Origin of the sequence: Stenotrophomonas sp. HMSC10F06, assembly GCF_001807865.1 — a bacterium.
GTDB lineage: Bacteria > Pseudomonadota > Gammaproteobacteria > Xanthomonadales > Xanthomonadaceae > Stenotrophomonas > Stenotrophomonas bentonitica_A.
Map to the genome: position 1 here is coordinate 34951 of NZ_KV791257.1, position 12322 is coordinate 47272.

Consider the following 12322-nt stretch of genomic DNA (forward strand, 5'->3'; position numbering starts at 1 on the left):
GGTATTTATACGCAGGCACCGGCCAGCGGCCGGCACCTGTGCAGGGGCGTCATGGTGTCCGGGTGGAGGCCGGTCCGCCGGCGGCGATCCAGGCGTCCACGGCCTGGCTGACCACCGTCATCGGCATGGCGCCGTTGCCCAGGATCAGGTCGTGGAACGCACGGATGTCGAAGCGGTCGCCCAGCTCCCGGCGTGCCTGCTCGCGCAGTTCCAGCAGCCGCAGTTGGCCCATCTTGTAGGAGGCGGCCTGACCGGGCTGCACCAGGTAGCGGTAGACCTCGATGCGCACATCCGCCGGGGTCATGCCGGTCTTGTCCTGCATGTAGGCGATGGCCTGCTCGGGGGTCCATCGTTTGCGATGCAGGCCGGTGTCGACCACCAGCCGCACCGACCGGAACATCTCGGCCTGCAGGCGGCCCAGATCACCGGCGGGGTCGTCGCGGTACACGCCGGTCTCGGCCATCAGCTGTTCGGCATACAGTGCCCAGCCTTCGCTGAAGGCGCTGGGATTGAGACTGCGGCGGAGCATCGGCAGCGCGGTCAGGGTCTGGCCGATCGAGATCTGGAAATGATGCCCCGGCGAGCCCTCGTGATAGGTGAGGGTGGGAATGCTCCAGCGCGTATTGGAGGTGATATCGCCCAGGTTGATGAAGAAGGTGCCCGGCCGCGAGCCGTCCATCGCCGGTGGGTAATAGTAGCCGCCGGGCGAAGTGGCCTGCATGTGCGCGGGTACCGGTTGAACCAGCAGCTCCTGCGTCGGCAGATGGCCGAAGTAGGTCGGCAGGATCGGATCAAGATCACGCAGGCGCTGTTCGATGTCGCCGATCAGCTGCCTGCGGCCGGCGTCGCTGTCCTCATACAGGTAGCGCGGGTCCTTGCGTAGCTGTTCGATGCGGGCGGCCACGCTGCCCTCGCGCAGGCCCAGCTGCTTCAGGCGGTCATCCATCGCCGTGTCCAGCCGCGCCACTTCGCGCAGGCCGATCTGGTGGATCGCATCGGCATCCAGGTCGGTGCTGGTATACCAGCGCAGCGCGGCATCGTAGTAGGCCTTGCCCTCGGGCAGTGCCCACACACCGTTGTTGCCGGGATGGGTCGCCAGCGTGGCCTGCACGTTGTCGAGCAGGCGTTGATACCCCGGGTTCACCGCGTCTCGCACCGCAGCGGTGGCCTGCGCGATCAGTTCAGCGCGCCGGGCCGCCGGGATGGACGGGACCTTGTCCAGCTTGCGCTGCAACGACTGCACCCACAGGCTGTCCTGCGGCGCCGGTTTCAGCAGGGCACGGTACTGGTTGGCCGCCCCTTCCAGCGCAACCGCCGGCGGCACCACGCCCTGTTGGGCCTGCATGTCGACGTTGGCGCGGACCTGGTCCAGCTTGGTGCCCATCGCCTGGAGCCGTTCAATGTAGCGGCGGGCGCTGGTGTCGTCGGTCACCGCATGCTGGTTGTCCATGAACTGCGGCAGGTTGACCGGCAGGCTGAACAACTGGTCGATCGCGTAGGTGCTGCCGCCGACCGGCAACCAGGCCGCGGCCCATGGCACGGCCATCAGATCGATCTGGGCCTGGTAGAACCAGCGCGCCAGGCCGTCGCTGAGGCGTTGCTGCGGATCCAGCGGTGCACCTTTCCAGGCACGGATCTGCGCCAGGTTGTCGACAAGAAAGCGGCGGTTGATTGCGCGCCGGGCCAGCGAGACGTCGGTCAGCTGGCCGGACAGATCACCGCCTGCATCGTCGCTGATGCCGAGCATCGTGCGCAGTTCCGGATCGGCGTTGATCGCGGCCATCGTCTGCGCATCGAGCAGGGCATTGAACGAGGGGGTGGCCGGTGTGCTCGCCGTGGACGGGGCCTGCGCATGTGCGTCGGCTCGCGGCAGCAGCAGTGCGCCGGCGATGGCCAGTGCGAGCAGGACAGGAACACGGCGGGCAGGCGAGGTCGTAATCACGGGGCGATCTCCGTTGGCGGCAGGCTGCGGGCAGGCTACGCCTGCACGGGTGCGGCTGCACCTGCGGATTGTCATGTCTGCGCAGGCGGGCAGATGCGGGCAGGGTACAGGCACTGCCGGTCGCGCACGGTTGGCTATCTGGATATGCCCGGAAGTAAGGACCTCGGTGCGACGCCGTTGGCCGCGCCGAATGAAATCAGTGACTTGCCCCGCGCTCGTTACCCACCTGAGCAGCCCGGCGCGAATGCACGTGTCCGCACCGATTGACGCTCTGCAACAAGTTTGCAACATGTCCGGCAGGGTCACCTGGGGACGTGTCTTGCCTGCTTCGAATTTGCCACGGCGATGTCGCCGCTGACGTATCGCCTGCGCTGTTCCATCGTCTTCCTCGGGCGTGATGCCCGATCTCTTCGGAGTTGTCATGAATCCTCGCACCACCGCACTGCGACGTCGCCGCTTGTCCGTCGCCGTGCTTGCCAGCCTGTTCACCGCCGTTCCGGTGCATGCTCAAACCGCGGCAAGTGCGCCCGCGGTCACCCAGCTCGACCAGCTCACCGTCCTGGGTAACCGCACCCAGGCCCGCACCGTGCTCGAATCGCCGGTGCCGATCGATGTGCTGGGCGCGCAGGACATCCGCAGCAGCGGCTATACCGATATCAGCCAGATCCTGCAGTCGCTGTTGCCCTCGTTCAACTTCCCGCACCCGACCACACCGGACGGCAACACGCATATCCGGTCGGCAACGCTGCGCGGGCTGTCGCCGGATCAGACCCTGGTGCTGGTCAACGGCAAGCGGCGGCATGCCAGTGCATGGGTGAATACCGGCGGGACGGTGGGCAAAGGCGCGGTCTCGACCGATCTCAATGCGATCCCGGTGAGTGCGATCGAGCGGATCGAAGTGCTGCGTGATGGCGCGTCAGCCCAGTACGGTTCCGATGCCATTGCCGGGGTGATCAACATCGTGCTGCGCGAGGATGCCGGCTTCGAAGGGCGGGTCAGCCGCGGCACCACCCGCGATGGCGGCGGTGGCACCACCGCCGTCGCCCTGGACACCGGCGTGGCCTTTGCCGACGGCGGCGGTCTGCACCTCACCTGGGACTATCGTGATCGCAAGGCCGCCAACCGCGCCCTGCCCGATACACGTCAGCAGTACTTCGGGATCGGTCGCAACGGTGCGCCGGTGGCGCCGTCGGGCACCTTCGGCTCCGGCACCGGCCTGGCACCGATCGGGGGCGCGGCGGCGGGTGCCGTGGCCGACCCACGCGAAGCCACCATCGACCGCGATGCCCTGTGGCGCTTCGCCGACTCGGCCGACACCGTGGAAAAGACCGTGTTCGGCAACCTGCGCAAGCCGCTCGCCTGGGCTGAAGGATTGGAGGCGTATGCCTTTGGCGGCTACGGAGTAAGCGAGGGCAGTTCCAACGCCTCCCTGCGCCGCGCCGGCCAGGTCGAGAACGTGCGCGCGATCTACCCGGACGGGTTCCTGCCGTGGGTCGATACCCAGAGCACCAACGCCTCGCTCGGCGCAGGCATCAAAGGTCTGCTCGGCGACTGGCACTGGGACCTGAGCAGCGTCTACGGCCGCAACAAGCTGGTCTACCGCACCCGCAACACGCTCAACGCCACGCTGGGTGCGGCCAGCCCCACCGCGTTCTACAACGGTGCGCTGGAGGCCTCGCAGTGGACCACCAATCTGGATGCCAACAACAGCATCGAGCTGGGCTGGCATGCACCGCTGCGGCTGGCGCTCGGGGCAGAGTTCCGCCGCGATACCTACGGCATTTCACCCGGTGAGCTGAACTCATACGTTTGGGGGCCGGCGCGGGTGCTTGATGGCCCCTCGGCCGGCGCGGTGCCGACGATCGGCTCGCAGGGCTTCGCGGGCATCCAGCCGGCGGACGCCGGCAACCATCACCGTCACAACGTCTCGGCCTACGCCGAAGCGGAAACCGATGTGACCGATCGCTTCCTGGTCTCGCTGGCCGGGCGCTGGGAGGACTACAGCGATTTCGGCAGCACCACCAATGGCAAGCTGGCCCTGCGCTACCAGCTCGACGGCGGGGTGGCGGTGCGGGCCTCGGTCAGCACCGGCTTCCATGCGCCGGCCTTGGCCCAGCAGTACTTCAGTTCGACCAGCAGCCGCACGCTCAACAACGCGGTGACCGGGGTGCCCGAGTATGTGCTGGTGCGCACCGCACCGGTGGATACGGTGGAAGCGCGTGCCCTGGGGGCGCGCTCGCTGGAGCCGGAGCAGGCGACCAATGTCACGGCGGGCCTCACCTGGGGCATCGGTGGGCTGAGCGCATCGGTGGATGTGTACCGGATCGACATCGACGACCGGATCTTCCTCTCCAGCAACTTCGTTGATGCGGCCGGGTCGAGCGCGATCCGTGACTACCTGGCCGCGCTGGGCTCGCCGGGCGTGACCAGCGTGCGCTACTTCAGCAACGCCGCCGATACCCGTACCACCGGCGTGGACGCCTCGGCGCGCTACCGCTGGGAGCTGGCGGACTATGGCAGGCTCACCGCGACCGTCGCCTACAACCGCAACAAGACCAAGCTGACCCATGTCGCCTCGACCCCGGCGCAGCTCACCGCGCTCGGCGTGCGCACGCCGTTGTTCGATGTCACCGAGCGCACCCGCGTGGAGAAAGGCCAGCCGCGCGACAATCTGACCGTCGCGCTGGGCTGGGATGTCGGCCGCTGGGGCATCCACCTGGGCACGCACCGCTACGGTGAGATCGAAGGGGTGGCGGCAACCAACCAGAGCGCGGCCAATGTCGCCGCCTTTGCGCAGGGTTCGACCCGGTTCCGTACGCTGCCGACCGAAGCGGGTAGTGCTGGCAATGTCGACGTGATCCAGAAACTGGAGGCGCGCTGGGTCACCGATCTGGACATCGCCTTCCGCGCCACCGACACGGTCACTGTCGTGCTGGGCGCGAACAATCTGTTCAACACCTATCCGACGCGCAACATCGCGACCACCCCGCAGGTCTCCGGCGCGGATACCTTTGGCGTGTTCCCGTACAGCGAGCTGTCGCCGTTCGGTTGGAGTGGCACCTACTACTACGCACGCCTGGAGGCCCGTTTCCAATGACCCGTTCTACGACTGCAGGCCACCTGCCTGCCGACCCGCAGCGCCGCCACTGGCTGCGTGCCGGGCTCACCAGTGCCGCAGCGGTCGCGCTGGCGCCGGCCGCTGGATCCGCTGCGCCGCCCGCGCCGGCCGCCGTGACGGCCGCCGGCCGCACCACGGACCTGCTGCGGCTGGATCTCAATGAGAGCAGCTACGGCCCGTCACCTCGGGTCGGGCCCGCGCTACAGCGTGCGCTGGCGGAGGCGCCGCGGTATGTCAGCGCCGCGCAGCTGCAGGCGTTGCAGGGCCAGATCGCCACGCTGGAAGGGGTCGCGCCCGAACAGGTCATCGTCGGTGAAGTGCTCGAAGCATTGGGCCAGCATCTTGCGCTGAGCCAGGGCGCGGGCGGTTTCATCTACAGCGTGCCCGGATATGGCGCTCTGGTGGATGCGGCCAGGCCCTTTGGCGGCCGGGCCGTGGAAGTGCCGTTGAACGCGCAGCTGGAAAATGATCTGCCCGCATTGCTGGCGGCGGTCGCGCCGGATACCCGCGCGCTGTTCGTGGTCAATCCGCACAACCCGTCCGGCACGCTGAGCCCCGGGGCCGAGTTCGATCGTTTCGTGAGCGCCGCGCAGGCGCGCACGCTGGTGATCGTCGACGAGGCGTACCTCGACTACCGCGAGGATGCCGCCACGTTGAGCGCGGTGCGGCTGCTGCGGCAGGGCCAGAACGTGGTGGTGTTCCGCACGCTGGGCAAGATCCATGCGCTGGCCGGGCTGCAGGTCGGGTATGCGCTGGTGCCTGTGGCGCTCGCCGAGGCACTGCGCCAGCGCGGCGTCGGCGGCGCGCACGCGCAGAACCAGTTGTCGCTGGCCGCTGCATCGGCGGCACTCGCCGATCCCGCCCACGTGGCCCAGGTCCGGCGCAGCGTGGCGGCGGAGCGGCAGCACTGGCAGCAGGTCCTGAGCGGGCTGCGCCTGCGCTCGACTGAAGCGGCCGGCAATTTCGTGTTCGTCGATACCGGGCACCCCCATGCAGTCGTCGCCGCCGGGCTGCTGCAACAGGGCGTGCGCATCGCCCGGGTGTTCGCCCCGTATGACACCTGGGTACGGATCACCCTCGGCACGCCGGCGGAGAACCGGCGTGCGCAGCAGGCGTTGCGCAGCGTGCTCGCCCAGCTGGGCAAGGCCCAGGGTGGAGCGGCGGCGTAGACGTTGCCCGACGCGCCGTCAGCCGCCGATGCGCTCGAAGCCGTCCGCGCTCCAGTCCTCGCTGCCCACGCCGTGATGGATCACGAACAGGCCCTGCGGATCGTAGCGGCGCTTGGCGGCCTGCAGCCGTGGGTAGTTCGGCCCCCAGAACGCCTGCTGCCAGTCCTGCTGGAAGTAGTCGCTCTCCGAGACATAGGCCGGGGCCGAGGGCGCCACCACGCTCAGGGCCCGGTAGGCGCGCGCCACGTTCAAGGCGCCCCGGCGTGCCCGGGGCTCATCCACCGTGCGCCCCAGGCCCGGATACACCGGCCCGCTGGCATTACCGATGATCGCCAGCGCGAAGGCGTCCAGCACGGCCGGATGGGTGGCCGTGTCGCGGCTGGCGGCCAGCGCCGCCGCCGGCGCACCGAACAGGCCCTTGTTGCAATGCAGGCCGACATCCATGTGATCGGCGGCCGCACAGATCGCGGCGGCCGCCTGCTCGCGCTGCGCATCGTCCAACAATCCCGACGGCAGCCAGGCCGATGCGTAGCCATGCAGGAACCAGCCGACCTGGCCCTGGTCGCCCTTCCACAGCATGTGCCGGGAGGAGGCGCCTTCGCGGGTGTCCTCGGCGATGAGGGCAGGGGCGTGCTGGCGGAAGAAGTCCGCGTCCCAGAAGTCTCTGGCCGGCATCGCCAGTGCCTGCAAGGGTTCGGTGATGGTGTAGGCCGGCCGGGCGCGGATCCAGTCCAGGAACGGCGTCCAGGTCGCTTCGGCGGCGTCGCGCGACAGGCCCTGGAACACCATCGAGATCGACAGCCGCCGCGTGTCCTTGAAGGTGAACTGCTCACCCCAGTGCGGGTTGCAGAGCGTGTCGCGGTAGAAGCGGAGCATCTCTGCCGCCAGTGCCCGCCAGCTGGCGTCGTCGCTGGCCTGGATCTGGCAGGAGACGCCGCCGAAGGTATCGGGCAGGTCATGGGTGCGCAGCGTCATCCGGGTGACGATCCCGAAACTCGCCGCGCAGCCCCCCTTCAAGGCCCAGAACAGGTCCGGCTCGTTGTCGGCGTTGACGGTGCGGATCTGCCCGTCGGCGGTGACGATCTCGGCTTCGAGCAGGCTGGCCGCGGCCGTGCCATGCGCCTTGGAGAAACTGCCGAAGCCGCCGCCGGTGACCAGGCCTGTCACGCCCACCGAGGTGCAGCCGCCGCCCTGGACATAGCGCCCGCCGCGGGTGGTGACCGCATCGTAGGCATCGATCCACATCGCCCCGGCGCCGACGCTGACTGCCGGCTGCGGCGCCGTGCCCGGGCGGGCGTTGTGGGCGAGGAAGGCATCGTGCAGCTCGACCTGGTTCATCGCGCGGGTCCAGACCAGCAGCGAATCCGGCGCGCAGGAGGTGCCGTGATAGCTGTGCCCACCTCCTTTGACAACCAGGCGCAGGCGGTGGGTGCGGGCGAAGTTCACCGCCGCGGCCACCTCGGCGCTGTTGGCGGCGGCCACCATCTTCGCGCTGGGCACTGACCGCCACGCGCCGAAGTAACCACTGGTCTGGGTGAGCGCGGGCGCATCGCCGAGGAAGAATGGATTCTGCAGCTGTTCCAGCGCGGCGGCCCGGGTGGCGGCGTCAGCGAGGAAGGGGGACTGCGGCACCGACAGCCGACCGCCGACCGCACGCGACAATCGGTCCCACTCGGCGGCAGCGGGCCACCCCGCAGCGCCCGGCCGGACCCTCGAACGCATCGCTGCGAAGGCAGGGCCGGCCTTGAGCAGCATCGGCAGCAGCGGGAGGGTCAGCCCGGCTTTGAGGCAATCGCGTCGTTTCATGAGGGTCGTTCCTGCGGCGGCAGCGTGGTCGATGCCAGCGAGTGTGTTCCCGCAGAGGCCCGCGGGCCTTGGCCTGGGGCCGGATGTGGGTGATGAAGGGACGAGTGGCGGGGGCTCAGGGGCGGGTGGAGCCAGGCGGAGACGCGTCGGTCCCGCGCCGATTGACGGATGCCCGACGCGGCATACCCTAGTCTGGTTCCATTGCGCTCGCGGCCGTCGCTGGGCGAGCGTCCCACGACATCCGGATCCATGCCCACCTCGAACGACCCCGCCCCCGGCGCACTGGCCACCTTCACTCCGGCCACGCGCGATTGGTTCACGGCAGCCTTCGCTGCGCCCACGCCCGTGCAGGACCATGCCTGGGCGGCTATCAGCGCCGGCCAGCACACGCTGGTCATCGCGCCGACCGGCTCGGGCAAGACCCTCGCCGCGTTCCTGCAGGCGATCGACCAGCTGTTCCGCAGCGGTGAGCCTCCCAGCGATGAGCAGCCGGGCGATGCGCAGCCGGAGGCGTCGGTGCCGAAGAAGCGCGGCACCCGTGTGCTGTATCTCTCGCCGATCAAGGCCCTCGGCGCCGATGTCCAGCGCAACCTGCAGATACCCCTGCAGGGCGTCAGCGCCGAACGTGCGCGGCGTGGCGATCCGGCGGTCACCCTGTCCGTCGCGATCCGGACCGGCGACACCACCCCGGCAGAGCGGGCGCGACTGCTGCGGCGTCCGCCCGACATCCTGATCACCACGCCCGAATCGCTGTTCCTGATGCTCACCTCACAGGCGCGCGAGACGTTGCGCGACGTGCATACCGTGATCATCGATGAGATCCACGCGGTGGCCGGCAGCAAGCGCGGCACCCACCTGGCGTTGAGCCTGGGGCGGCTGGATGCCCTGCTGCAGGTGCCCGCGCAGCGCATCGGGCTCTCGGCCACGGTGCGCCCGGTGGAGGAGGTCGCGCGGTTCCTCGGCGGCGACCGTCCGGTCACCGTGGTCCATCCGCCGTCGCAGCGGGCGCTGGAGGTCCGGATCGTGGTGCCGGTCGAGGATATGGGCGACATTCCGCCGCATCCCGCTGTCGCCGATGCACCCGCGTCCGCCGGCCGGGCCGGCTCGATCTGGCCGCATGTGGAGGCCAGCATCCTGGACCAGGTGCTGGCGCGACGTTCGACGATTGTGTTCGCCAACTCACGGGGCGTGGCCGAAAAGCTGACTGCCCGGTTGAATGAACTGCATGCCGACCGTGTCGCCCGTGGCCAGCTCCCGGCGCGTGCCTCGATGGCGGCGGCTGCCCCCGAGCACTACGGGTCGTTCAACGGCGGCACCGCCGGGCGGGCCGCCGGAGCGGAGGCGCTGATCGCCCGGTCGCACCATGGTTCGGTCTCCAAGGAACAGCGCCGCGAGATCGAACAGGCGCTCAAGTCCGGCGAGCTGCGCTGTGTCGTGGCGACCTCCAGCCTGGAGCTGGGCATCGACATGGGGCTGGTCGACCTGGTGATCCAGGTCGCCGCGCCGCCTTCGGTCGCCAGCGCGCTGCAGCGGGTGGGGCGGGCCAGCCATCAGGTCGGGGGCATCTCCACCGGCCTGGTCTACCCGCGCACGCGGCGCGACCTGATCGATGCGTCCGTGGCAGTGGAGCGGATGCTGGCCGGTGAGATCGAAGCGATCGATCCGCCGCGCAACCCGCTGGACGTACTGGCCCAGCAGACAGTGGCCGCCGCGGCGATGGAAACACTGGACGTGGAGGCCTGGTATGCGCGCGTACGCCGCGCTGCGCCGTACCGTTCGCTGCCGCGCAGCGCGTTCGATGCCACCCTGGACATGCTGGCCGGACGTTATCCCTCCGATGATTTTGCCGGCTTCCGCCCGCGGCTGGTCTGGAACCGCGACACCGGTGCACTGAGCGCGCGGCCGGGCGCGAAACAGCTGGCGGTCACCAGCGGGGGCACCATCCCCGACCGCGGCATGTTCGGTGTCGTGCTTCCGGAAGGCGAAGAGCGTGCCGGGTCGCGCCGGGTCGGTGAGCTCGATGAGGAGATGGTCCACGAATCACGGGTCAACGATGTGATCACCTTGGGCGCCACCTCGTGGCGGATCGAGCAGATCACCCATGACCAGGTCGTGGTGACCCCCGCGCCGGGGCGTTCGGCGCGCTTGCCGTTCTGGCGCGGTGAGGGCGTGGGCCGCCCGGCCGAACTGGGCGAGGCGGTGGGTGCCTTCATCGGTGCGCTGGATGCCGGTGCCGCGGAAGCGGGCCTGCCGGCCGGGCTGCGCGAGCGGCTGCAGGCCTGCGGATTGGCCGACAACGCGATCACCAACATCGCCGGCCTGCTGGCCGAACAGCGTGAGGCCACCGGCGTGCTGCCCACCGATCGCACGCTCGTACTGGAGCGCTGCCGCGATGAGGCCGGTGACTGGCGGCTGATGCTGCATTCGCCGTATGGGCGGCGCGTACACGATCCGTGGGCGCTGGCGGTGGCCGCGCGCATCCGCGAACGCTGGGGCGTGGATCCAGCAGTGGTCGCCAGCGACGACGGCATCATCGCGCGGCTGCCCGACGCACAGGGGCGCCTGCCGGGCGCGGAGCTGTTCCTGTTCGAGCCCGAGCGTCTGCGCAGCGACGTCACGCGCGCCGTGGTCGGCTCGGCCCTGTTCGCTGCGCGCTTCCGCGAATGTGCCGCACGCGCGCTGTTGCTGCCGCGGCGCACGCCGGGTCGTCGCTCGCCGCTGTGGCAGCAGCGCCTGCGCGCCGGTGAACTGCTGGCCATCGCGCAGGGCCATCCCGAGTTCCCGATCCTGATCGAGACCGCGCGTGAGTGCCTGCAGGACGTCTACGATCTCGATGCGCTGGGCGTGCTGATGCAGCGGCTCACCGACGGCCGCGTGGCGATCGCCGATGTCACCACCGAGGTACCGTCGCCATTCGCGGCGAACCTGCTGTTCGGCTATGTCGCCGAGTTCATGTACGGCACCGATGTGCCGCTGGCCGAGCGCCGTGCGTCGGTGCTGTCACTGGACAGCGGCCTGTTGGGCGATCTGCTCGGCCAGGTCGATCTGGGCGAACTGCTGGATGCGGCCGTGGTGGAGCAGGTGGGCAACGAGTTGCAGCGCCTGGCGCCCGACCGCCGTGCGCGCGGCAAGGAAGGGGCGGCCGATCTGCTGCGGGAACTGGGCCCGCTCACCGATGAAGCGATGGCGCTGCGGCGGGTCGATGACGAACCTGCCGGGCATCTGCACGATCTCGCCGCTGAGCGGCGTGCGATCCAGGTCCAGATCGCCGGCCGCCTGCACTGGGCGGCCATCGAAGATGCCGCGCGGCTGCGCGATGCGCTGGGGGTCACCCTCCCGCGCGGCATCCCCGAGCCCTTCCTGCAGGCCTCATCGGACCCGCTGGGCGAGCTGCTGGGCCGATATGCGCGCACCCATGCGCCGTTCACCACGGCCGAGGTGGCGGCCGCGTTTGGATTGGGCGTGGCCGTGGCCGATGCGGCACTCACGCAGCTGGAAGCGCAGGGCAAGCTGCTCAAGGGTCGTTTCGGTGTGGCGCGTCGCGATGCCGAGGCCGTCGGCGCGGCCGCCGAGCCGGCGCCGCTGGCCCGTCACGAATGGGTGGGTGAGGCGGTGTTCCGTCGGTTGCGGGTGCGCTCGCTGCAGGCGGCGCGCGAGGCGACCCGGCCGGTCGCGCGCGACGCCTATGCCCTGTTGTTGCTGGAGAGGCATGGGCTGCTGAGCGATGCCGAACAGGCTGCACGTGGCATCGCTCACCGCGGGCCGGGTGCGCTGGAAGGCATCGACGGCGTGCTGCGCGTGGTGGAACTGCTGGCGGGCGTGGCGCTGCCGGCGTCGGTGTGGGAACAGCAGATCCTGCCCGCGCGCGTGGTCGATTACGCGCCGGCGATGCTCGATTCGCTGCTCGCCACGGGTACCGTGGTGTGGGCCGGGCACGGGCGGCTCGGCGAGGAGGACGGCCTGGTCTCGCTGCACCTGCAGGAATTCGCGGCAGAAACGCTGCCCGCGCCTGCAGTGGCAACCGCGCTGTCGCCGCTGCAGGATGCGCTGCTGCAGGTGCTGGCCGACGGTGGCGCGTACTTCGCGCGTCAGCTGGTCACCGCGGTGGGCACGCACGGGGGGCGGGCCGGCAGCCCGCCCATGGAGATCACCGCCGCGCAGCTGCACGACGCCTTGTGGGGCCTGGCATGGTCGGGGTACCTGACCACGGATCTGTGGGCGCCGCTGCGCGGCATGGCCGGGGGCCGCGCGCTGCGGCCGCGGGTCGCGCGCGCCTCGCGGCGCGGT

The 12322-nt window shown here is 69.9% G+C and carries 5 protein-coding genes; 3 read left to right on the forward strand and 2 right to left on the reverse strand.

Annotated elements, in window-relative coordinates:
- Positions 1-49 precede the first annotated feature (49 nt).
- Positions 50-1942, reverse strand: a complete 1893-nt coding sequence (locus HMPREF3113_RS03245) for a DUF885 domain-containing protein (RefSeq protein ID WP_070470746.1) — start codon at positions 1940-1942, stop codon at positions 50-52.
- 421 nt (positions 1943-2363) lie between these two features.
- Between HMPREF3113_RS03245 and HMPREF3113_RS03250 the strand changes: the two genes are divergently transcribed.
- Both HMPREF3113_RS03250 and HMPREF3113_RS03255 read left to right on the forward strand, forming a co-directional pair.
- Positions 2364-5039, forward strand: a complete 2676-nt coding sequence (locus tag HMPREF3113_RS03250) for a TonB-dependent receptor plug domain-containing protein (protein WP_070470749.1) — start codon at positions 2364-2366, stop codon at positions 5037-5039.
- Entirely contained in the window at positions 5036-6229 is a 1194-nt protein-coding gene (locus HMPREF3113_RS03255; RefSeq protein ID WP_083298706.1) for a pyridoxal phosphate-dependent aminotransferase, read from the forward strand. Before HMPREF3113_RS03250 ends, HMPREF3113_RS03255 begins: the two co-directional genes overlap by 4 nt.
- An 18-nt stretch (positions 6230-6247) precedes the next feature.
- Here HMPREF3113_RS03255 and HMPREF3113_RS03260 read toward each other — a convergent pair whose 3' ends face one another.
- Positions 6248-8035, reverse strand: a complete 1788-nt coding sequence (locus HMPREF3113_RS03260; RefSeq protein WP_070470751.1) for an FAD-binding oxidoreductase — start codon at positions 8033-8035, stop codon at positions 6248-6250.
- A 249-nt stretch (positions 8036-8284) separates the two neighbouring features.
- On the opposite strand from HMPREF3113_RS03260, the gene HMPREF3113_RS03265 reads away from it, so the two are divergent.
- Positions 8285-12322: ATP-dependent helicase (locus HMPREF3113_RS03265; protein WP_070470753.1), on the forward strand; the 4038-nt coding region annotated here is incomplete at its 3' end.

What these genes read in the sequence shown, in the direction of transcription:
- HMPREF3113_RS03250 (WP_070470749.1), top strand. Translation starts at nt 2,364, where the DNA reads ATGAATCCTCGCACCACCGCACTGCGACGTCGCCGCTTGTCCGTCGCC.
- HMPREF3113_RS03255 (WP_083298706.1), top strand. Translation starts at nt 5,036, where the DNA reads ATGACCCGTTCTACGACTGCAGGCCACCTGCCTGCCGACCCGCAGCGC.
- HMPREF3113_RS03260 (WP_070470751.1), bottom strand. Translation starts at nt 8,035, where the DNA reads ATGAAACGACGCGATTGCCTCAAAGCCGGGCTGACCCTCCCGCTGCTG.